At 74.5% G+C, this 20,567-nt stretch carries 19 protein-coding genes and 1 pseudogene; 4 read left to right on the forward strand and 16 right to left on the reverse strand.

Annotation, left to right across the window (positions count from 1 at the left end; genetic code table 11):
- Nucleotides 1-61: 61 nt before the first annotated feature.
- Both ACFY61_RS30460 and ACFY61_RS30465 read right to left on the reverse strand, forming a co-directional pair.
- Nucleotides 62-1,513, reverse strand: coding sequence for a GuaB1 family IMP dehydrogenase-related protein (locus ACFY61_RS30460; RefSeq protein WP_389477398.1), 1,452 nt, complete (start codon nucleotides 1,511-1,513; stop codon nucleotides 62-64).
- Nucleotides 1,514-1,642: 129 nt separating this feature from the next.
- Nucleotides 1,643-2,205, reverse strand: a pseudogene (locus ACFY61_RS30465) (XdhC family protein); the annotation flags it as partial.
- Nucleotides 2,206-2,466: 261 nt separating this feature from the next.
- On the opposite strand from ACFY61_RS30465, the gene ACFY61_RS30470 reads away from it, so the two are divergent.
- The 3 genes from ACFY61_RS30470 (at nucleotide 2,467) to ACFY61_RS30480 (ending at nucleotide 3,877) form a co-directional block, all read left to right on the forward strand.
- The gene (locus tag ACFY61_RS30470) at nucleotides 2,467-3,000 is read left to right on the forward strand and encodes a hypothetical protein (RefSeq protein ID WP_389477325.1); all 534 of its coding nucleotides are present in this window, start codon (nucleotides 2,467-2,469) and stop codon (nucleotides 2,998-3,000) included.
- 86 nt (nucleotides 3,001-3,086) lie between these two features.
- On the forward strand, nucleotides 3,087-3,416 hold the full coding sequence (locus ACFY61_RS30475) for a putative quinol monooxygenase (RefSeq protein WP_389477327.1): 330 nt from the start codon (nucleotides 3,087-3,089) through the stop codon (nucleotides 3,414-3,416).
- Nucleotides 3,413-3,877: a group II truncated hemoglobin gene (locus ACFY61_RS30480; RefSeq protein WP_389477329.1), complete on the forward strand. Its 465-nt coding sequence runs from the start codon at nucleotides 3,413-3,415 to the stop codon at nucleotides 3,875-3,877. The genes ACFY61_RS30475 and ACFY61_RS30480 overlap by 4 nt, the downstream gene beginning before the upstream one ends.
- A 187-nt stretch (nucleotides 3,878-4,064) precedes the next feature.
- Here ACFY61_RS30480 and ACFY61_RS30485 read toward each other — a convergent pair whose 3' ends face one another.
- From ACFY61_RS30485 to fmt, 6 genes are all read right to left on the reverse strand, one after another.
- Nucleotides 4,065-4,439 (reverse strand): barstar family protein, encoded by a 375-nt coding sequence (locus ACFY61_RS30485; RefSeq protein WP_389477331.1) that lies wholly within the window; start codon nucleotides 4,437-4,439, stop codon nucleotides 4,065-4,067.
- Nucleotides 4,436-4,882: a ribonuclease domain-containing protein gene (locus tag ACFY61_RS30490; RefSeq protein ID WP_389477333.1), complete on the reverse strand. Its 447-nt coding sequence runs from the start codon at nucleotides 4,880-4,882 to the stop codon at nucleotides 4,436-4,438. Before ACFY61_RS30490 ends, ACFY61_RS30485 begins: the two co-directional genes overlap by 4 nt.
- A 99-nt stretch (nucleotides 4,883-4,981) precedes the next feature.
- Nucleotides 4,982-6,028, reverse strand: coding sequence for a sugar-binding transcriptional regulator (locus ACFY61_RS30495; RefSeq protein ID WP_389477335.1), 1,047 nt, complete (start codon nucleotides 6,026-6,028; stop codon nucleotides 4,982-4,984).
- A 91-nt stretch (nucleotides 6,029-6,119) separates the two neighbouring features.
- Entirely contained in the window at nucleotides 6,120-6,806 is a 687-nt protein-coding gene (gene rpe / locus ACFY61_RS30500) for a ribulose-phosphate 3-epimerase (protein WP_389477337.1), read from the reverse strand.
- 97 nt (nucleotides 6,807-6,903) lie between these two features.
- Nucleotides 6,904-8,328: an RsmB/NOP family class I SAM-dependent RNA methyltransferase gene (locus tag ACFY61_RS30505; RefSeq protein WP_389477340.1), complete on the reverse strand. Its 1,425-nt coding sequence runs from the start codon at nucleotides 8,326-8,328 to the stop codon at nucleotides 6,904-6,906.
- 133 nt (nucleotides 8,329-8,461) lie between these two features.
- The gene (gene fmt / locus ACFY61_RS30510) at nucleotides 8,462-9,391 is read right to left on the reverse strand and encodes a methionyl-tRNA formyltransferase (protein WP_389477342.1); all 930 of its coding nucleotides are present in this window, start codon (nucleotides 9,389-9,391) and stop codon (nucleotides 8,462-8,464) included.
- Between the two features lie 257 nt (nucleotides 9,392-9,648).
- Here fmt and ACFY61_RS30515 point away from each other — a divergent pair, with 257 nt between their 5' ends.
- Nucleotides 9,649-10,167 carry a hypothetical protein gene (locus ACFY61_RS30515; protein WP_389477344.1) on the forward strand — a complete coding sequence of 173 codons (519 nt, stop codon included), beginning with the start codon at nucleotides 9,649-9,651 and terminating at the stop codon, nucleotides 10,165-10,167.
- An 83-nt stretch (nucleotides 10,168-10,250) separates the two neighbouring features.
- On the opposite strand, the gene ACFY61_RS30520 is transcribed toward ACFY61_RS30515, so the two are convergent.
- The 8 genes from ACFY61_RS30520 to ACFY61_RS30555 form a co-directional block, all read right to left on the reverse strand.
- Nucleotides 10,251-10,664, reverse strand: coding sequence for a CU044_2847 family protein (locus ACFY61_RS30520; protein WP_389477346.1), 414 nt, complete (start codon nucleotides 10,662-10,664; stop codon nucleotides 10,251-10,253).
- Nucleotides 10,657-14,280 (reverse strand): trypsin-like peptidase domain-containing protein, encoded by a 3,624-nt coding sequence (locus tag ACFY61_RS30525; protein WP_389477348.1) that lies wholly within the window; start codon nucleotides 14,278-14,280, stop codon nucleotides 10,657-10,659. Before ACFY61_RS30525 ends, ACFY61_RS30520 begins: the two co-directional genes overlap by 8 nt.
- A gap of 76 nt (nucleotides 14,281-14,356) precedes the next feature.
- Nucleotides 14,357-16,471 (reverse strand): primosomal protein N', encoded by a 2,115-nt coding sequence (locus tag ACFY61_RS30530; protein WP_389477350.1) that lies wholly within the window; start codon nucleotides 16,469-16,471, stop codon nucleotides 14,357-14,359.
- 113 nt (nucleotides 16,472-16,584) lie between these two features.
- A complete protein-coding gene (metK, locus tag ACFY61_RS30535) occupies nucleotides 16,585-17,793 on the reverse strand; it encodes a methionine adenosyltransferase (protein ID WP_389477352.1) in 1,209 nt (402 codons plus the stop codon).
- Nucleotides 17,794-17,989: 196 nt separating this feature from the next.
- Complete coding sequence (gene coaBC, locus ACFY61_RS30540) at nucleotides 17,990-19,207, reverse strand: bifunctional phosphopantothenoylcysteine decarboxylase/phosphopantothenate--cysteine ligase CoaBC (protein ID WP_389477354.1); 1,218 nt, start codon at nucleotides 19,205-19,207, stop codon at nucleotides 17,990-17,992.
- A 92-nt stretch (nucleotides 19,208-19,299) separates the two neighbouring features.
- Nucleotides 19,300-19,572, reverse strand: a complete 273-nt coding sequence (gene rpoZ / locus ACFY61_RS30545; RefSeq protein WP_004948662.1) for a DNA-directed RNA polymerase subunit omega — start codon at nucleotides 19,570-19,572, stop codon at nucleotides 19,300-19,302.
- A 43-nt stretch (nucleotides 19,573-19,615) separates the two neighbouring features.
- Nucleotides 19,616-20,179 carry a guanylate kinase gene (gmk, locus tag ACFY61_RS30550; RefSeq protein WP_389477358.1) on the reverse strand — a complete coding sequence of 188 codons (564 nt, stop codon included), beginning with the start codon at nucleotides 20,177-20,179 and terminating at the stop codon, nucleotides 19,616-19,618.
- Nucleotides 20,180-20,240: 61 nt separating this feature from the next.
- Nucleotides 20,241-20,564, reverse strand: coding sequence for an integration host factor (locus ACFY61_RS30555; RefSeq protein ID WP_016638838.1), 324 nt, complete (start codon nucleotides 20,562-20,564; stop codon nucleotides 20,241-20,243).
- Nucleotides 20,565-20,567 lie beyond the last annotated feature (3 nt).

Consider the following 20,567-nt stretch of genomic DNA (forward strand, 5'->3'; position numbering starts at 1 on the left):
GCCCCCCGGACCGGTGTCCGGGGGGCTCCGTCGGCGTGGGTCGCGCCGGCCGGTGGGCCGGTCAGCTCCAGCTGGCGTGCAGCGGCTTGCCCTCGGCGTAGCCGGCGGCGGACTGGACGCCGACCACGGCGCGCTCGGCGAACTCCGCGAGGGAGCCGGCGCCCGCGTAGGTGCAGGAGGAGCGGACGCCCGCGATGATCGAGTCGATCAGGTCCTCGACGCCGGGGCGGGCCGGGTCCAGGAACATGCGGGAGGTGGAGATGCCCTCCTCGAACAGGCCCTTGCGGGCCCGGTCGTAGGCGGACTCCTCGGCGGTGCGGTTCTGCACGGCGCGGGCGGAGGCCATGCCGAAGGACTCCTTGTACAGGCGGCCGTCGGCGGACTGCTGGAGGTCGCCCGGGGACTCGTAGGTGCCGGCGAACCAGGAGCCGATCATCACGTTGGAGGCGCCGGCGGCCAGGGCCATGGCGACGTCGCGCGGGTGGCGGACACCGCCGTCGGCCCAGACGTGCTTGCCGTACTTGGCGGCCTCGGCGGCACACTCCAGCACCGCGGAGAACTGCGGGCGGCCGACGCCGGTCATCATGCGGGTGGTGCACATGGCGCCGGGGCCCACGCCGACCTTGATGATGTCGGCGCCGGCGTCGATGAGGTCCTTGACGCCCTCGGCCGCGACGATGTTGCCGGCGACGATCGGGACCTGCGGGTCCAGCGCGCGGACGGCCTTGATCGCGGTGATCATCGACTCCTGGTGGCCGTGCGCGGTGTCGATGACCAGCGTGTCCACGCCGGCGTCGAGCAGCTGCTTGGCCTTGCCCACGTAGTCGCCGTTGATGCCGACGGCGGCGGCGATGCGCAGGCCGCCGTTCGCGTCGACGGCCGGGGTGTACAGGGTGGCGCGGAGGGCGCCCTTGCGGGTGAGGATGCCGACGAGCCTGCCGTCCGCGTCGACGGCGGGGGCCAGCTTGCGGTGGCCGGCGTCCAGCTTGTTGAAGGCCTCGCGGGGGTCGACGTCGGCGTCGATGAGCAGGAGCTCCTTCGACATGACCTCGGAGAGCTGGGTGAATCGGTCCACGCCGGACAGGTCGTGCTCGGTGACCACGCCGATGGGGCGGTTGTCGGCGTCGACGACGACGCCGGCGCCGTGGGCGCGCTTGGGGAGCAGGGAGAGGGCGTCGGCGACGGTCTGGGTGGGCGCCAGCGTGATCGGGGTGTCGAGCACGTGGTGGCGGGTCTTCACCCAGGAGATGACGTCGGTGACGACCTCGATCGGGATGTCCTGCGGGATGACGACCAGGCCGCCGCGGCGGGCGACGGTCTCGGCCATCCGGCGGCCGGCGATGGCGGTCATGTTGGCGACGACCAGGGGGATGGTCGTCCCCGTGCCGTCGGGCGAAGCGAGGTCGACGCCCTGGCGGGAACCCACTGCCGAGCGGCTCGGCACCATGAACACGTCGTCGTACGTCAGGTCGTACGGCGGCTTCAGGTCATTGAGGAAACGCACGTGCTTAATCCCAGTCGATCGATGGTGTCCTCGGACAGGGCGGCCGAGGAAAAACGCACGTACTTCATTCTCCCATGTCCGGGGGTTTACGCCGCCCGGGCCGATCGTCCGAGACATTTCGGCGAGGTTGGTCTGTTCCTACGGGACGCGGGTCCTCGGGCGGCGGTGGATGGGGTCGCTGCCGCCGGTGAGGGGCGCCCCGCCGGCCCCGTTGCGGACGGCGGTGAGCTCGGCCGCGATGGCCAGCGCGGTCTCCTCGGGGGTGGCCGGGCCGAGGTCGAGGCCGATGGGCGAGCGCAGCCGGGCGAGCTCGGCGGGCTCCAGCCCCCCGGCGCGCAGCCGCGCGGTGCGCTCGGCGTGGGTGCGGCGGGTCACTCCGCGCAGGGTCCGCCGGCGGTGCCGAGCTCGGTGGTGGCGGTGCGGCCGGCGAGCAGCAGGGAGCGGGCCCGGTCGGCGGCGGCCCGGTCCAGGGCCGGCCCGTCGCTGAGACCACCGTCGTACGAGCCGTCCGGGCGGACGGCGAGGGCTCGGCCGAGGTGTGCGGGCGGGCCGGCCACCACCCGGGCGAAGGCGGCCCGGCCGCCGTGTGTGGTGGTGTCGAGGACGGAGCCGAGGACCGGGCGGACGGGGTCGCGGCCGCGGACCGGGGTGACCAGCACGTCGAGGACGCCGCCGCAGGTCAGGCCGACGGCGAAGGCGTCGCGGCACAGCTCGTGGACCGGGGCGGGAGGACGGGGGCCGGTGCCGGGACCGGGCGGGTCGGCCTGGTGGGCCGGGCGCCGGGGGCTGGTCGGCGGCGTGGGGCGCCGGTCGCGGGGCGCCGAGCAGCATCGCGGCATGGGCGACGCCGGCGCCGGGCGTGTTCGCGGCGGGCGACGTGCGCACCCGCTCGGTGAAGCGGGGATGGGCTGACGGCGAACGGGGGTTGTGATCAAGCACCCGACGGATGCAACGTTGATTACATGATTACAGCCGAGCAGAGAGAAGAGCTCCGCGGCTGGTTCGCCGGCCGCCTGCCGGTGGACGTCTACGAGGAACTCGTCGAGGTCGTGGTCGACCGCGAGGAGATCACCGTCGTCGGCCGCATCCCGGCGAACGAGTCCGTCGAGGCCTTCCGCGAGCGCACCCGCGAGCAGCGGATCGAGGTGGCCCGCGAGGCCGAGCGGCTCTACCGCCGCAAGGTCGCCTGGGGCGTCCGGGTGGGTGAGGAGCGCGTCCTCTTCACCCACCTCGCCGTACCCGTCATGACCCGCCTGCGCCAGTCCGAACGCCAGGTGCTCGACCTCCTGGTCGCCGGCGGGGTGGCCCGCAGCCGGGCCGACGCCCTCGCCTGGTGCGTGCGCCTGGTCGGCCGCAACACCGAGTCCTGGCTGGCCGAGCTCCGCGACTCCCTCGACCGGGTCCAGCGGGTCCGCGCCCAGGGCCCGGACGTGACGGACACACCGCACACTCCACGCACACCGGACAGCGACTCCCGGAAGTCGGGCCCCGAATGAGGGATCGCACGCCAGGGAAGCGTTGATCCGGAAGGGTGGGACGGGCCGGCGCCCACACCCGTCGGCCGGACACAGGAAGAGGGACCATGACCACGACCGTCGAGTACATCCGCTACCGCATCGCGTTAGACGACCAGCCGGCGTTCGAGGACGCCTACCGGCGCGCCGCCGAATCGCTGGCGGCCTCGCCGGAGTGCATCGACTACGAGCTGACGCGCTGCCAGGAGGAGCGCGAGCGCTACGTCCTGCGGATCCGCTGGACCTCCGTGGAGGACCACCTGCAGGGCTTCCGCAAGGGCGAGCACTTCCCCGCCTTCTTCAGCGCCATCCGCCCCTACGTGAAGGCCATCGAGGAGATGCAGCACTACCACGCCACCGACGTGGTGGGCACGGGAAAGGCCGCGGGACACGCATGAGCACCCCCACGATCTACGAGTGGATGGGCGGCGAGGAGGCGATGGACCGCCTCACCGAGACCTTCTACGGCCACGCCCTCCGGGACGAGGTCCTCGCCCCGGTGTTCGCGGGCATGGACGCCGAGCACCCCCGGCACGTGGCGGTCTGGCTCGCCGAGGTCTTCGGCGGCCCGGCCGGCTACACCGAGCACCACGGCGGCCACCAGCACATGGCCACCAAACACCTGGGCCGCGGCATCACCGAGAAACAGCGCCGCCGCTGGGTGGACCTGCTGCTCGACACCGCCGACGAGGTCGGCCTCCCGACCGACCCCGAGTTCCGGGCCGTCTTCGTCTACTACATCGAGTGGGGCACCCGGATGGCCCTCATCTACTCGGGCGAGAACCCTCCCCCGGTGGACGCGGCCGAGATCCCGGTCTGGTCCTGGGGCCAGACCCCACCCTGGATCCCGAAAGGCTGACCAGCCCCCGGCCCTCCGGCGCTCCCGGCGCTCCGGCCGATCCGGCCCCGCCGGCGTCCGAGGAGCGGGGGCCCGGGGGCGGAGCCCCCGAACGGGGGCCGGGGCGGAGCTCCGGCTCCGGGAAGGAGCGGGGTGGGGTGGGCGAAGGCTCCGCGCAGCGGCACCCACGGCACGGCAGCCGCCCCGCCTACCGCCCGGTGCGCCGCCCGCCGGAGCCCTCCGCCAGCACCACCTCGAACGTCCCCCGCCAGTACTCCTCCGCCTCGCCCAGCACCTCCTCGAACGTCTCCCAGTCGGCCGGCCGTGCCCGCGCGCACTCCCGCCACGAGGTCACCGCCACCAGCCGCCCCGGCGCCCCCGGCAGCCACGACAGGTCGATCAGGCAGTCGGCCAGCGCGTCCCAGTTCCGGCCGAACCACTCCGGCAGCCGGAACGCCTCCGCGCACGCGTCCATCAGCCCGGACTTGGTCCGTACGCCGTCCAGGTCCAGCCGTACGGTCGCCCACCCCGCCGCCTCGGCGGCCGCCAGGGCGGGGGCGAGCGGCTGCGGGTCCAGGGTCATCGGAGAACCGCCTCGAAGGTCTGGTAGTGGTCGTCCGTGTAGTAGAACTCCCCGCCCCGGCCCGTCACGATCCGCCGTGCACCGCGGTCCCGCTCCCCCGGCGTCCGCACCGTGTACTCGCGGTAGTAGCCCCGTTCGCGCCGGGGCAACGCCCTCTCGAAGTTGCCGAAGACCGTCCCGTCCTGTCGGTACGGGTACGGCCCGCCCCGGTCGATCAGCGCGAGGGTGTCCCGGGCCTGCGGCGGCAGCCGGTCCGCCCGTACGGTGGGCATCCCCCGGGCCCACTGCGGCGTGACGACCGGACTCGCCACCGCAGCCCGCGGCGTCGACGCCCCGGAGCCGCCCGACCCCGAACAGGCCGCCGCTCCCGCGGCCACGGCCAGGCACAGCAGGACCGCCCCGAGTACGCGCGGCACCCGGCGGGGCACGCTCCGGAAGATCATGCGCCCGATGCTGCCAAACATCCCTTTCGTCCGCGACCTGTCGGCCTCCGGACGGCACCGCGTCCCGCCGCCACTCGCCCGCGGCCGCGCGTCCCGCCGCTACGCGTCCGGGTCGGCCCGGTCCAGCGCCGGCCGCAGCCCCGGCTCCGACTCGGTCAGAAGGTAGTCCGCCGCCGCGGTGTCCGTCACCAGGCTGGTCACCAGCCCGGACCGGAGCACCGCCCCGATCGCCGCGGCCTTGCGCAGCCCGCCCGCGATCGCCACGACCTCCGGGATCCGCCGCAGCCGGTCGGCCTCCACGGTGATGCACCGCTCGCCGAGGTCCCGGCCCACCCTCCGGCCCTGCGCGTCGAAGAGGTGGGCCGACATCTCGGCCGCCACGCCCAGCGAGGCGTAGTGAGCCCGCTCCTCGTCGGTCAGCATGTCGTGCACCGTGGAGATGCCGGGCTCCCAGGAGCCGATGGACACCGCCGCCACGGTCACCTTGTCGAAGTACTCGAAGGCCCGCGCGATACCGGTCTGGCTGCGCAGCGCCGCCGCGGTCGCCGGGTCCGGCAGCAGCATCGGCGCGTAGATCGGGTGCGCGTCGCCGCCCGACACCTGGGCGGCGCGGCGGACCGCCTCCACCGAGCCGCGCTCCGCCGTGCCCGCGTCGTACACGCCGGTCAGCTGCACCACCGTGCACTGCGGCAGACGGTGCAGGGCGGCCGCCATGTGGATGGTCGACCGGCCCCAGGCCAGGCCGAGCACGTCCCCCTCGTTGACCAGCTCGCCGAGGAGGTCCGCGGCGACCGCGCCCAGGTTCTCGGGGTCGGGCGCGTCCTCGGTCACCTCGGCGGGCGACTCGACGACCACGGCGTGGCGCAGCCCGTACCGGGCGCGGAGCGCGTCGGAGCGCTCCGCGTCCAGCTCGGCCGGCACCCGGATCTCGATGCGCACGAGATCGCGCTCCAGGGCGGTCTCCAGGACCCGGGCCACCTTGAAGCGGCTCACGCCGAACTCCTCGGCGATCTGGATCTTGGACTTGCCCTCGAGGTAGAAGCGGCGCGCCATGGCAGCCGCCTGCACCAGCTCCGCGGGTCCCATCCGCAGGGCTGACCGTCCCGCCGACATTGCCGACACCGCGTTCTCCTCACTGCTGTTCACATTCTCGACTCGCCGTTCATCCTGTCAGATCCGGCGGCCGCTGATCAGCCCGGAAGACAGGCGTTCACCGAGCCGTTCACCAATGCTCGGTTCAGTGGTCGCACGCCCACGGGGCCGCGGCGATCGCGGCACCCGCCTGCTCCCGCAGGGTACGCACCGCGGCCGCCGGGTCGACGGCCCCGTAGACGGCGCTGCCGGCCACGAAGACGTCCGCGCCGGCCTCGGCGCACCGCTCGATGGTCGAGGCCGACACCCCGCCGTCCACCTGGAGCCACAGTTCGAGGCCGTGCTTGGCGATCAGCTCCCGGGTCCGGCGGATCTTCGGCAGCATCACGTCGAGGAACGGCTGCCCGCCGAAGCCGGGCTCCACGGTCATGATGAGCAGCATGTCGAGTTCGGGAAGGATGTCCTCGTACTGCTCGATCGGCGTGGCGGGCTTCAGCGCCATCGACGCCCGGGCCCCCTTGGCCCGGATCTCGCGCGCCAGGCGCACCGGCGCGGCGGCGGCCTCGGCGTGGAAGGTCACCGAACCGGCGCCCGCCTCGATGTACTGCGGGGCCCAGCGGTCGGGGTCCGCGATCATCAGATGCAGGTCCAGCGGGATGTCCGTGGCGCGGCTGAGGGACTCCACGACCGGCATCCCGAGCGTCAGGTTCGGAACGAAGTGGTTGTCCATGACGTCGACGTGCAGCCAGTCGGCACCCTCCACCGCCTTCGCCTCTTCGGCGAGTCGGGAGAAGTCCGCGGACAGGATGCTGGGATTGATCTGAACGGCCATGCCCCAAGCGTGCCATGCCCGCCGGTACGGCCCGCGCGCCGGGGCGCCCTCGGTACGACCGGCCGCGGGCCGGGCTCCCGGCGCCCGGCCCGCCGGGTCACGCGGTCCGGCGCAGCAGGGCCAGGTACATCGCGTCGGTGCCGTGGACGTGGGGCCACAGCTGGACGTCCGGGCCGTCGCCGAGGGCGGGGACGCCGGGCAGCAGCGGGCGGGCGTCGATCAGTTCCGCGGCGGCCGGGGCGGCCCCGCCGCGGCCGGTGAGGACGTCGTCCACAACGACCCGGGTCTCCGCCAGGTGCGGGGAGCAGGTGGCGTACCCGACGACGCCGCCCACCCGGACCGCGGAGAGGGCCTCGCGCAGCAGCGCCCGCTGGAGCGGGGCGAAGCCGTCGAGGTCCTCGGGGCGGCGCCGCCAGCGGGCCTCGGGACGGCGGCGGAGCGCGCCCAGGCCGGTGCAGGGGACGTCCATCAGGACCCGGTCGAAGGAGCCCGGGCGCCAGGCGGGACGGGTGCCGTCGGCGGTGATGACCTGGTACGGGCCGGGGTTGCCGGCCAGCGCGCGCTCGACCAGCCGGGCGCGGTGCGGCTGCTTCTCGGAGGCCAGCAGGAAGGCGCCGCGCTCGGCCGCGAGGGCGCCCAGCAGGGCCGCCTTGCCGCCGGGGCCGGCGCATCCGTCGAGCCAGCGGGCGTCGCCGCCCTCCAGGGGTGCGTTCGCCAGGGCCAGGGCGACCAGCTGGCTGCCCTCGTCCTGGACACCGGCCCGGCCCTCGCGGACGGCGTCCAGCGCGCCGGGCTCGCCGCCCTCGGCGAGCCGCACGGCGTACGGGGACCAGCGGCCGGGCAGCGCCGCGCCCTCGCCGACCGCGGCCGTCAGCTCCTCGGTGGTGGCGCGGCCGGGGCGGGCCACCAGGGTGACCTCGGGGCGCTCGTTGTCCGCCTCCAGCAGCTCCTCGATGCCGGCCCGGCCGCCGCCCAGGGAGTCCCAGAGGGCGGAGACCACCCAGCGGGGGTGGGAGTGGACCACCGCGAGGTGGTCCTCGGCGTCCTCCTCGTAGGGCGGGGCGACCCGCTCCAGCCAGCCGTCCAGGTCGTGCGCGGCGATCTTGCGGAGCACGGCGTTGACGAACTTGGCGCGTCCGTCGCCGAGCACCACGCGGGCCAGTTCCACGCTGGCCGAGACGGCCGCGTGGGTGGGGATGCGGGTGCCGAGCAGCTGGTGCGCGCCGAGCGAGAGCACGTCGAGGACGGGCGGGTCGACCTCCCGGAGCGGGCGGTCGACGCAGGCGGAGATGATCGCGTCGTAGGTGCCCTGGCGGCGCAGGGTGCCGTAGACCAGCTCGGTGGCGAGGGCGGCGTCGCGGGCCTCGAAGCCGGGCTGCTGGCGGGCCTTGCGCAGCAGCGGCGGCAGGACGAGGTTGGCGTAGGCGTCGCGCTCGTCGACCGCGCGCAGGGCCTCGAAGGCGAGGATCCGGACGGGGTCCTTCTTCGGGCGACGGTACGGCTTGGCCTGCTTCTGGCTCACGTGGAAGGTGCTCCGGGGGTTACGGGAGGTGCGAGGGTACGGGCGGAGGGGTGTCAGAGGTGAGAGGTACGGACGGCGCCGCGGGGACCCGTCGGGGGCGCGGCGCGGTCCGTCGGGTTCAGCCTACGTCGGCTCAGGCCAGGCGCTCGCCGGCGGCGATCCGCACGCCGCGCGCCCAGTCGGCGCCGCGCATCGGCTTCTTGCCCTGCGGCTGGACCCAGAGCAGCTCGACCGCGTGCGAGCCGGTGCCGACGTGGACGCTGTTCTTGCCGGCGCCGAGCTCGCCCGGGGCCAGGTCGGTGCGGTCGGCGGCGAGACCGACCGAGACCAGCTTGAGCCGCTCCCCGCGGAACGTGGTCCAGGCACCGGGGGCCGGGGTGCAGCCGCGGACGACGCGGTCGGCGCGCAGGGCGGGCGCGGCCCAGTCGATCCGGGCGTCCTCGACGGTGATCTTGGGGGCGAGGGAGACGCCCTCGGCCGGCTGGGGCACGGCACGGAGCGTGCCGTCCTCGATGCCGTCCATGGTGGCGGCGAGCAGGCCGGCGCCGGCGAAGGCCAGGCGGGTCAGCAGGTCGCCGCTGGTGTCGGTGGGGCGGACCTCCTCGGTGAGCACCCCGTAGACCGGTCCGGAGTCGAGGCCCTTCTCGATCTGGAAGGTGGAGGCGCCGGTGACGGAGTCCCCGGCCATGATCGAGTGCTGTACGGGGGCGGCCCCGCGCCAGGCGGGCAGCAGCGAGAAGTGCAGGTTGACCCAGCCGCGCGCGGGGATGTCGAGGGCGCTCTGCGGGATGAGGGCGCCGTAGGCGACCACCGGGCAGCAGTCGGGGGCGATCTCGCGGAGCCGGGCCTGGAACTCCGCATCGCCCGGGCGTTCCGGCTTGAGGACCTCGATGCCGGCTTCCTCGGCGCGCTCGGCGACGGGACTCGCGACCAGGCGGCGGCCGCGGCCGGCGGGTGCGTCGGGGCGGGTGACGACGGCGGCGACCTCGTGCCGTCCGGAAGCGATCAGGGCGTCCAGGGCGGGCACGGCGACCTCGGGGGTGCCTGCGAAGACGAGCTTCACTGGGGTCCTACCTCGCTATCTCGGCGCCGCCCCGGCGCTGGTGCGGCTTTGTTGTCAGCAGCGCACCAGTCTATGCGGCGGCCGGTGAGGGGGCGTACGCACATACGCGCGCCTCTCGCATATGCCGACACGCCCCGGGAGCGTGACTTCCTTGCCGCATGGAGCGTTGGTCAAGAGAGATTGACCGAAACGGGCCGCGCGGTGAACGGTGTGTGCGGCCCGATCCGCTCTTCAGCACCGGTTCGAGAGGCTTGTTCATGGCCGACCACGCCACCCACGACGCCCAGGCACGGGCCAGTCTGCACCTTCTGGTGCGGGACATCGAGCGGGTCCGCCGGCAGGTGGACGCTCTGCGTACGCTGACCGCGCAGCTCGGCAACGTCTACCGCCCGCGCCGCTCCGGTCCCTCCACGGGGTTCGTCGTCTACGGCCGGGCGCCCGCGCCCACCGTCCGCCTCGCGCAGGAACTCCGGGACAGCGTCGAGACGCTGGTCACCGCCGCGGTGGACTTCGACCGCTCGCTCGGCTTCTCGTGGGACGCGGTGGGTTCCGCGCTCGGCGTCACCAAGCAGGCGGTGCACCGCCGTTACGGGTCCCGCCGGGCCCAGTCCGCGGAGACCGCGGAGCCGCCCGCCGAGGGCACGGCCACCCGCACGATCGGGCTGCCGACCGTGCCGGCCGCTCGTTCCATGCCGCCGCAGCCCCTGCGCGAGGAGACCGCCGCGGCCGCGGCCCCCGCCCGCTCCGCGGCCTTCCCCGGCCCGCGCAACGGCTGAACCGCCGCGCCACGCCGACGGCCGCGGCGGCCGGACGCCCGGCACCCGTGATGACGGGTGCCGGGCGTCCACCGTGTGCGGGGTCAGCCGCCCTGGAGCGAGGGCTGCTCGCCGGCGGCGGAACCGGTGCCCGCGCCCGTGCCGGTGCCGGTTCCGGTGCCAGTGGCGGGGTCTCGTTCCCAGGTGAGGCGTACGACGAAGTTCCCCTCGGCCGCGGTCTTGGCGATGATCGCCCCCGCCTCCGCGTTGATCTTCACGCCGAGTTCCACCTCCACGCTGCTCGGCGGGCTGGGCAGGGTGGTCATCCGGTCCAGCAGTACCGCCGCGGCGGCCCGCACCTGGTCGAAGCTCTCGCTGAGGGTCCGGGCGGCGGTGCCCGCGACCTCCCCGGGGCGGGCCGCCCGGGCGATGCCCGAGCCGGACCGCTCCACCTCCATCACCACCTGCTCGTCCCCGTCCGCCAGCGGCACGCCGATGAGCTGTGTCCCGTCAGCCACGCGTTCCCTTCCTCTCCTCGCACAGGGGCCCCCGGTACGTTCCGGGCGGCCACTCCCCGGCCAGGGCCGGGGGCAGTGTCTCGTCGCCCAGCACCCGGCAGAACCGGTCCATCCATTTCCGTGCAGCGGCCGCCGGGGGATCCGGGTCCGGCGCGGCGGCTTCGGCCGGGATCCGGCCCAGCGGGTCGCCGCCCGCGTCCCGGACGACGGCCATCAGGCCGAGGGAGTGCAGTACCACCACCGGCCGGCCCTGCGGGCCGGTCAGGTCGACAGCGGACCAGGTCTCGGCCCCGCCGACGGGCCGCACCGGCCCCGGGCCGGGAGACGGCGGGTCCGGCCTCCCGGGCACCTTCCGCTCGACCAGCGAGTACGGCAGCAGCGGACTGCCCCCGGGCCCCACCGCGAGCCCGGCGGTGACGACCGCCTGCCCGCTGCGTTCCTCCCGCAGCAGCCTGCCGCCGGGCAGCTCGTGGAGGGCGACCCGGTGCGTGAACACGGGGTTCCGCCCTTCGGTTCGGAAGCCGGACTCCAGGGTCGCGAACCGGGTGAGGTCCGGGCTGACGTCGAGGTGCACCGTCCCGTCGTCCCTGGCGGGCAGGGCGGCGACCTCCCGTGGCGCGGGAGCGGCCCCGGTCAGGTCCCACACGTGCAGCACCAGGGTGTGTTCCGTGAAGGACACCGTCCGGGTCGACACGGTGATCATCCGCGTGCCGCCGGTGTCCAGCCACAGGGCGTCCACCGCGTCCTTCAGCCCGGGCATCACCTTCCTGATCGTGCCGCCGGGCACGTCCCACAGGACGAGCCGGCCGCCCTGCCCGAGGATCCCCGTCAGGCCGAGCAGCGTCTTCGAGTCCGGGGAGAAGGCGAACCGTGCGAACTGGGTGGGCATCGTGAGACCGGGGATCTCGGGGAACTCCGGCATCTCCACACCGGGCAGCAGCTCTCCCCCGATGTCCGGGGGCGGGTCGCCGCCCTCGGGCGGCTGGAGGTCGCGGAACCGCCCGGTGGCGACGTCGTACAGCCGGGGTGCGAGGACGGCCGGGTCCGGCGCCGTGAAGGTGCCCTCCGCGACCTCCGCCGGTGTCGGTAGGACGTTGCCGGCGAGGGCCACCATCGTGCCGTCCGGGCTGACGCCCATGACGTCCGCCCGCCGGCCGGTGGCGGTGCGGCGGACGCCGTCGCCCTCCGCCCTCACGAGCACGAGTTCGCCCGCGCCGTTCCGGGACGCCACCACCTTCGCCTCGCCGTCGGCGTTCGACGGGGTGTGCGGGATGAGGGACATCGAGGCCGTCGCCCGCTGGAGGTAGTTGGGCGCGATCAGGTCGGCGAAGCCGTACTGGGCGTGCATCTCGGCGAGACGGGCCCGCGTGCGGGGGTTGTCGTGGGTGCGGTAGGCCCGCAGCGCCAGGAGCAGCTCGGAGTACGCCATGCCGGGGTCGCCCGTGAGGGCCAGGGCCCTCATGTCCCGGGACTGCTGGACCAGCACGTCGGCGGCCCTGGCCGCGGCGTCGTCCCGCACGTCCTCCCGCCAGAGCCACGAGCCGCCCCCCACCAGCAGCGCCAGCACCAGCCCCAGCGCCGTCAGGGCGGTCAGCCGGCGGCGGGCGCCCCGGCCGCTGGCGGCGATGAACTCCGACTCGGCGGGGCGCAGGTCCTGCGGCCGGGCCCTGCTCCAGCCGCGGGCGTCGCGCAGGTCCTGGCCGCGCAGCAGGCGGCGGGCCGGGCGCGGGTCGGCGGACCACTCGGCGATGCGCCGGCGCAGGCCCTCCTGCCAGGTGCGGAAGGCGCGGTCCTGCTCGACGAAGCGGCGCAGCCGCGGCCAGTGGGTCAGCAGGGTCTCGTGGGCCAGTTCGACGGTCTCCTGGGGCGGGCCGGCTCCGGGCCGGTAGTCCTCGCCGGGGACCAGCAGCCGGGTGGTCATGAGGCGCTGGGCCAACCGCCACTGCTCCGGGCGGAGTTCGGAGCGGGCCAGGGTGCGGCGGGTGGGCTCGGTGCCTTCGTCGCCGGGGTGGACGAGCTGGACCAGCAGGCCCCGGGCGGCGGCCCGTTCCGGTTCGCTGAGGGCGCCGGTCCAGATCTGCTCGGCGTGGGTGGCCAGGGCGTCGTGGACCCGGCCGAGCGACTCGTACGCGTCGTGGCCGATCCGGCCGTGCCGCTGGCGCTCCCACAGCTGGGTGAGGGTGAACTCCAGCAGGGGCAGCCGGGCCGGGTCGCTGCCGAGGTCGCCGAGGATCCGGTCCACCAGTCCCGGCTCGTAGGCGACGCCGGTACTGCCCAGCGGCCGCTCGACGGCCGCCCGGAGCTCCTGGTCGGACATGGCGCCCACGGTGAACAGGCGGTCCCCGGAGAGGAGCCCGGCGAGGCCGGGGTGTGCGAGGGCCGGGGTGAGGAAGTCGGCGCGCAGGGCGGCGAGCACCCGGACGCGGGAGCCCGGGTCGAGGCAGTGCCCGAGGGCGGCGGCCAGCTCGTCCTGTTCGGCCGGGCCGGCGCCGGTCAGGGCCTCCTCGAACTGGTCGGCGACGAGCAGCAGGCGGTCCTTGCCCTGCCGGGCGAGCAGCCGGTCCGCGACGGCGGGGAGCCCTCCGTCGCGCAGCAGGCCCGTGAGGGCGGGAAGTCCGGCCAGCCGGGCGGTCTCGGTCAGCTCGGGTTCCAGGCGGGGCAGCAGGGCCAGGGCGAGGGCGTCGAGCGGGGTGCGGCCGACCCTGCCCGGGCGGAACACGGCGATCTCCAGCTCCTCCCGCTGCCGCAGCAGGGGCAGCACGCCCGCGTGGAGGAGGGAGGACTTGCCGCAGCCGGAGGGCCCCACGAGGGTGACGGCGGGGGCGTGGCGGAGGAGGTCGGCGACCCTGCGGGCGGGTTCGTCCCGGCCGTGGAAGACGTCGCCGTCGCGTTCCTCGAAGGGTTCCAGGGAGCGGAACGGGCAGGCGGGCAGGGCCGTCTCGGCGAGCGTGGACCACTGGGCGCGGAGGGTCGCGGTGGGGATGACGTAGCCGGTGCGGACGTCGGGGCGGCGGTCGGCGCCGACGACCATGCCGACGACTCCGCCCTCGGCGACGTCCCAGACCGGTGCGCCGGAGAAACCGAGCTCCACCCGGTGCTGGCTGGCGGGGTCGGTGTCGTACTGGTACCAGCCGGCGCCGGTCGCACCGCGCAGCCAGCCGACGCTCCAGGCCCCGTCGTCGTGGTCCCGGGGGAAGCCGAAGGAGCGCACCCGCCGGTCGGTGCCGTCGGCCTCGACGAGTCGGGCCACGGGGGCCCTGGCCGGCGGGTCGGCGAGGAGGGCGAGGACGGCGATGTCGCCGGAGCCGTCGGCGCGGACGGGGCTCCAGGAGCGGACTTCGGCGGGCACCCGGGCGCCGGGCGCGGCCAGCGGGAAGTCCACCCATAATCGGCCGTCGGGCGCCGCTTCGGTGTCGTCGGGCACTCCGAGCACCCGGGCGACCACGTGGGCGCAGGTGATCACTTCGTTCTGCCCGGCCCGGAAGCCGGCGCCTTCGGGCACGCCGTCCGCGTTCAGCACCCGGGCCACCGAGGCGTCGCGCGGCGCGGCCGGGTCGGACGGGGCCGGCGCGGGGACCGGACCGGCGTCGTTCGGTAAGTCGTCCCTCGGTTCCATGCGGCCACCCCCGTGTGCCCGGTCCGGTTCGCGCGTCGCGCCCGTGCGACGGCGTGCGCCGAAGCCTATCCCCGGATCAGCCGATGTCCAGCGGGTCGATCCGGACGCGTACGGCGTCGGCCGCCGGGACGCCCCGGGCCAGCCGGGCGGCCTGCGCGGTCTTGAGCGCGGCGGCCAGGGCGGCCCCGCTGCCCGGGGGCACCCGGATCAGCGCCCGTTCGCCGGGCGAGGGTTCCCCGCGCCGGCCGGGGAGCGGGACCGGGCCCAGCACCTCCGCGTCGGGCGGGAGTCCGGCGGCGGCCAGGAAGGACTCCAGGGCTTCGGCCCGGCCCGCGACGGAGGCCATCCGGGACACCGGCGGGAACCCCAGCTGCGCGCGTTCGGCGAGCTCCCGCAGGGCGTGGCCCACCGGGTCCCAGCGCACCAGGGCCTGGACGGGGCGCTCCGTGGGCTCGGCGACCACGACCACGGTGCCGTCGGAGCGGACCAGGGAGGCGGCGCCGATCCAGCGGCGCAGGGCGTCCTCCCCGGCCCGCAGGTCGGGGCGGCCGAGCATGGCCCAGCCGTCCAGCAGCAGGGCGGCCGCGTAGCCGTCGCCGGCGGCGACCGGTTCGGCGCCGGGGGTGGAGACGACCAGTGCGGGCCGGTCGGGGACCAGGTCCAGGACGTGGTCGCGCCCGGAGGTGCGCACCGGGACGGCGGGGAAGGCGCGGCCGAGTTCCTCGGCGGTGCGGCGGGCGCCGACCACGCTGGCGCGGAGCCGGAACGAGCCGCACTCCTCGCAGTGCCAGGAGGACTCGGCGCGGCCGCACCAGGCGCAGGCGAGGTCCCGCTCGCCGGGGGCCTGGAGCGGTCCGGCGCAGTGCCGGCAGCGGGCCGGGGTGCGGCAGCGTTCGCAGGCCAGCCGCGGCACGTAGCCGCGCCGGGGCACCTGGACCAGTACCGGACCGGTCCCCAGCCCTTCCCGTACGGTCTCCCAGGCCAGGCTGGGCAGGCGGGCCGCGCGGGCGGCCTCGTCGCGGGCCAGGAGTTCGTCGCCGACGGTGCGGATGCGGGGGGCGACCGCCCGGACGGTCTCGCGGTCGGCGGCCAGCGGCCTGGCCCAGCCGGACTCCACGAGCTGGGCGGCCTCCACCGTGCAGCTGGTGCCGCCGGCCAGGAAGCCGCAGCCCTCGCTGACGGAGCGCAGTTCCAGGACCTCCCGGACGTGCGGGAAGGGGGCGTGGTCGTCGGAGTGGCTGGAATCGCCGTCGTCCCATACGGCGACGAGGCCGAGGTCGCGGACGGGCGCGAACATGGCGGCCCGGGTGCCGATCACGGCCCGGACCGAACCGCGGTGCACGGCGAGCCACTGCGCGTAGCGCTTCTCGGGTCCGGATTCGGCGGTCAGCAGGGCGTGCCGCCCTTCGCCGAGGAGGGCGGTGAGCTCGGCGTCGACGCGGGCGGCGGTCCGCCCGTCGGGCAGGACGGCGAGCGCGCCGCGGCCCGAGGCCAGCGCGGCCGCCATGGCGCGGGCCAGTTCCCCGGCCCAGCCGGGCCCGGGCAGGGCGGTCCACACGGCCCGGGGGCTGCTCCCGTCGGCCAGGGCCCGGAGGAAGCCGGGTCCGGCGGCGTAGCGGCTCCAGCCGCCGGGGTCGGGGGCGGGCGGTGGTGGCAGCGGTGCCGGGGAGGGCCGGGACTCGGCGCGGGCGTTGCGCGGTGGCAGGGCCAGCTGGAGCACGTCGGCCAGCGAGCCGGCGTACCGGTCGGCGACGGCCTTGGCGAGGGCCAGCATGCGCGGGCTGAGCACGACCTCGGGCGAGACCACCTGGGCGAGGGCGGCCAGCGGGCCGTTGTAGTCGGTGTCGGCGCGGCGTTCCACGATGAAGCCGTCGATGAGCCCGCCGCCCTCGCGGCGTCCGCCGTGGACGCGGTTCGTCCCGGCGCCGAACCGGACCCGGACCCGGACGCCCGGCTGGGCCGCCTCGGCGAGCTCTTCCGGGACGGCGTAGTCCCAGGGCCGGTCCAGGTGGAGGACGCCCTTGTTGACCAGGACCCTGGCGACCGGGAGCTCCTTGGCCAGGGCGGCTCCGCGCCAGGTCCGCGGTTTGGCCTTGGGGGCCTTGGCCTTGGCTTCGGCGACCATCTCCCGGATGAGCGCGAGCTGCTCGGGCGGTCCGCCGGCTGCCTCGGGTTCGTTCTCGCTGCTCACAGCTGCATTCTCGCAGGCACCGCTGACAGCGCTGCCTGCGTCCCGGGACGCGGCGAGGGCCCGGACCGCGAACGGTCCGGGCCCTCGTTGGAGGCCTCGTGTGGTGCCGGGGCCTACAGGCCCGCGGCGGCGCGCAGGGCGTCCACCCGGTCGGTGCGCTCCCAGGTGAAGTCCGGCAGCTCGCGGCCGAAGTGGCCGTAGGCGGCGGTCTGGGCGTAGATCGGACGGAGCAGGTCGAGGTCGCGGATGATCGCGGCCGGGCGGAGGTCGAACACCTCGGCGATGGCGTTCTCGATCTTCGCCACGTCGGTCTTCTCGGTGCCGAAGGTCTCCACGAACAGGCCGACCGGCTCGGCCTTGCCGATCGCGTACGCGACCTGCACCTCGCAGCGGGAGGCCAGGCCCGCGGCCACGACGTTCTTGGCGACCCAGCGCATGGCGTAGGCGGCCGAACGGTCGACCTTGGACGGGTCCTTGCCGGAGAAGGCACCGCCACCGTGGCGGGCCATGCCGCCGTACGTGTCGATGATGATCTTGCGTCCGGTCAGGCCGGCGTCACCCATCGGACCGCCGATCTCGAACCGGCCGGTCGGGTTGACCAGCAGCCGGTAGCCCTCGGTGTCCAGCTTGATGCCGTCCTCGACGAGCTCCTTGAGCACGTGCTCGACGACGAACTCGCGGATGTCCGGGGCGAGCAGCGAGTCGAGGTCGATGTCGGCCGCGTGCTGCGAGGACACGACGACGGTGTCCAGGCGGACCGCCTTGTCGCCGTCGTACTCGATGGTGACCTGGGTCTTGCCGTCCGGGCGCAGGTACGGGATGGTCCCGTTCTTGCGGACCTCGGTCAGGCGGCGGGAGAGCCGGTGCGCGAGGTGGATCGGCAGCGGCATCAGCTCGGGGGTCTCGTCGGTGGCGTAACCGAACATCAGGCCCTGGTCGCCGGCGCCCTGCTTGTCCAGCTCGTCCTCGTCGCCCTCGACGCGGGTCTCGTAGGCGGTGTCGACACCCTGGGCGATGTCCGGGGACTGGGCGCCGATGGACACCGACACGCCGCAGGAGGCGCCGTCGAAGCCCTTCTTCGAGGAGTCGTAGCCGATCTCCAGGATCTTGTCGCGCACGAGCTGGGCGATCGGCGCGTACGCCTTGGTGGTCACCTCGCCCGCGACGTGCACCAGACCAGTGGTGATCATGGTCTCCACGGCGACGCGGGACGTGGGGTCCTCGCGCAGCAGGGCGTCGAGGATGGTGTCGCTGATCTGGTCGGCGATCTTGTCGGGGTGACCCTCGGTGACGGACTCCGAGGTGAAGAGACGGCGGGACACATCGCTCCCTGGGGTTGCAGCGGCTGCTGGCTGATCATTGGGCGGTACGACCCGGGGGCTGCGCCCGGTCACGTTCCAGGTTCAGCTTATCGGGCCCGGCCGCCGACGAGAGCACCCGTCTCGCCTTCTGGGAGCTCTGTGACCTGCGGCACTCCATTCTGGCGTCCGGTGCGGCCGGTGAACAAGGGCTCCCGGCTCAGGCGCGCCGCGGTGCGAGGCGGGCCGCGACCTGGTCCCAGACCACGTCCGCCAGGGCTTCCTTCGGCCCGTACGGAACGGGCACCTCGGTGCCGTCGGTCGCGAGGACGACCGCCTCGTTCTCCTCGGAACCGAAGGTCTTGCGCTCGCCGACCTCGTTGACGACGAGGAGGTCGCAGCCCTTGCGGAGCAGCTTGCTGCGGCCGTTGGCGAGGACGTCGTCGGTCTCGGCGGCGAACCCGACCACGATCTGGCCGGTCCGGGCGCGTTCGGCGGAGATCTCGGCGAGCACGTCGGGGTTGCGCACCAGGGCGACCGGCGCGGGCTCCTCGCCGTCCTTCTTCTTGATCTTCCCGGTGGCGTACTCGGCCGGGCGGAAGTCGGCGACGGCCGCGGCCATGACCACCGCGTCGGCGTCGCCGGACGCCTTGAGCACGGCCTCGCGCAGCTGCACGGCGGTGCCCACGCGGACCACGTCGGCGCCGGCCGGGTCGGGCAGCGCGGTGTTCGCCGCGATCAGCGTGACGCGTGCGCCGCGGGCCACGGCGGTACGGGCCAGGGCGTAGCCCTGCTTGCCGGAGGAGCGGTTGCCGAGGAAGCGGACCGGGTCGAGCGGCTCGCGGGTGCCGCCGGCGCTGATGACCACGTGCCGGCCGGCCAGGTCGGGGGCTTCGGCCCCGCGGGCGAGGACCCTGCGGCAGACCTCGAAGATCTCGTCCGGGTCGGGCAGCCGGCCCTTGCCGGTGTCCTTGCCGGTGAGCCGGCCGACGGCGGGCTCGACGACCACGGCGCCGCGGCGGCGCAGGGTGGCCACGTTCTCCTGGGTGGCGGGGTGCTCCCACATCTCGGTGTGCATGGCGGGGGCGAAGACCACCGGGCAGCGGGCTGTGAGCAGGGTGTTCGTCAGCAGGTCGTCCGCGAGGCCGTGGGCGGCCCTGGCGAGCGTGTCGGCGGTGGCCGGGGCCACCACCACCAGGTCGGCCTCCTGGCCGATCCGTACGTGCGGCACCTCGTGGACGGCCTCCCAGACCTCGGTGGAGGCGGGGTTGCCCGAGAGCGCGGCCCAGGTCGCCTCGCCGACGAAGTTCAGGGCGGACGCGGTCGGCACGACGCGGACGTCGTGGCCCGACTCGGTCAGCCGCCGCAGCAGCTCGCAGGCCTTGTAGGCGGCGATCCCACCGCTGACTCCCAGCACGACCTTCGGCTTGCTGCCCACTGCTACTCCCGTGATCGGTTGTCTTCGCTACCCATGACACACCACAGGCCCGGCAGCAGCACTGCCGGGCCTGTGGTGAAGGATGACGCGCCTTACTGGGCCGGGGCCTCGATGGCCTCGGAGGTCAGCAGACCCGCGTTGATCTCGCGCAGCGCGATCGACAGCGGCTTCTCGTGGACGTGGGTGTCCACCAGCGGGCCGACGTACTCCAGCAGGCCCTCACCGAGCTGGGAGTAGTACGCGTTGATCTGACGCGCGCGCTTGGCCGCGTAGATCACGAGGCTGTACTTCGAGTCGGTGGCCTCGAGCAGCTCGTCGATCGGCGGGTTGATGATGCCCTCGGGCGCGGTGATGGAAGAGGACACGCTCTACCTTCCGAAGATGGGTAATGATCGATCAAACAAACGATCAAACAACTGCCATCAAGGCTAGCAGCTCACGCGCCACGTCCTCGACGGAGGTGTTGACCAGGGTGGTGTCGAACTCGGATTCGGCGGCGAGCTCGATCTTGGCGGTGTCGAGCCGGCGCTGGATGACCTCCGGCGACTCGGTCCCGCGGCCGGTGAGGCGGCGGACCAGCTCGTCCCAGCTCGGCGGGGCCAGGAAGACCAGGTTGGCCTCCGGCATGGAGTCGCGCACCAGCCGGGCGCCCTGGAGATCGATCTCCAGCAGCACGGGCTCGCCGTTGTCCAGGCGCTCCAGGACCGCGGCGCGCGGCGTGCCGTAGCGGTTGCCCGCGAACTCGGCCCACTCCAGCAGCTCGCCGTTGGCGATCAGCTTGTCGAACTCGTCGTCGGTGACGAAGAAGTAGTGGACCCCGTGCCGCTCACCGGGTCGCGGTTTGCGGGTGGTGGCCGACACCGAGAGCCATACCTCGGGGTGGACCTTGCGCATATGCGCGACGACCGTGCTCTTGCCGACCCCTGAGGGGCCGGAGAGCACGGTCAGCCGCGGACGAACCTCTGCTGCCATGCAGCGATTATCCCGGTTCCCGGGACTGCCTGGGAACACGGGGAGAACTTCGGGCGACGCCTCAGGCGCCGCTGCCGCCGAACTCGCGCTCCAGGGAAGCGATCTGGTTGGAGCCGAGACCCCGAACTCGCCGGGATTCGGAGATGCCGAGGCGCTCCATGATCTGCTTGGCGCGGACCTTGCCCACGCCCGGCAGGGACTCCAGGAGGGCGGAGACCTTCATCTTGCCGATGACGTCGTTCTCCTGTCCCTGCTTGATGACCTCGTGGAGGGAGGCGCCGGAGTGCTTGAGTCGATTCTTCACCTCGGCCCGCTCCCGGCGAGCCGCGGCGGCCTTTTCGAGCGCGGCTGCGCGCTGTTCAGGGGTAAGGGGCGGAAGAGCCACGCC

This window comes from Streptomyces sp. NPDC012888 (assembly GCF_042900645.1).
Classification (GTDB): Bacteria; Actinomycetota; Actinomycetes; order Streptomycetales; family Streptomycetaceae; genus Streptomyces.

What these genes read in the sequence shown, in the direction of transcription:
- ACFY61_RS30470 (WP_389477325.1), top strand. Translation starts at nt 2,467, where the DNA reads ATGATTACAGCCGAGCAGAGAGAAGAGCTCCGCGGCTGGTTCGCCGGC.
- ACFY61_RS30475 (WP_389477327.1), top strand. Translation starts at nt 3,087, where the DNA reads ATGACCACGACCGTCGAGTACATCCGCTACCGCATCGCGTTAGACGAC.
- ACFY61_RS30480 (WP_389477329.1), top strand. Translation starts at nt 3,413, where the DNA reads ATGAGCACCCCCACGATCTACGAGTGGATGGGCGGCGAGGAGGCGATG.
- ACFY61_RS30485 (WP_389477331.1), bottom strand. Translation starts at nt 4,439, where the DNA reads ATGACCCTGGACCCGCAGCCGCTCGCCCCCGCCCTGGCGGCCGCCGAG.
- ACFY61_RS30490 (WP_389477333.1), bottom strand. Translation starts at nt 4,882, where the DNA reads ATGATCTTCCGGAGCGTGCCCCGCCGGGTGCCGCGCGTACTCGGGGCG.
- rpe (WP_389477337.1), bottom strand. Translation starts at nt 6,806, where the DNA reads ATGGCCGTTCAGATCAATCCCAGCATCCTGTCCGCGGACTTCTCCCGA.
- ACFY61_RS30515 (WP_389477344.1), top strand. Translation starts at nt 9,649, where the DNA reads ATGGCCGACCACGCCACCCACGACGCCCAGGCACGGGCCAGTCTGCAC.
- ACFY61_RS30525 (WP_389477348.1), bottom strand. Translation starts at nt 14,280, where the DNA reads ATGGAACCGAGGGACGACTTACCGAACGACGCCGGTCCGGTCCCCGCG.
- gmk (WP_389477358.1), bottom strand. Translation starts at nt 20,179, where the DNA reads ATGGCAGCAGAGGTTCGTCCGCGGCTGACCGTGCTCTCCGGCCCCTCA.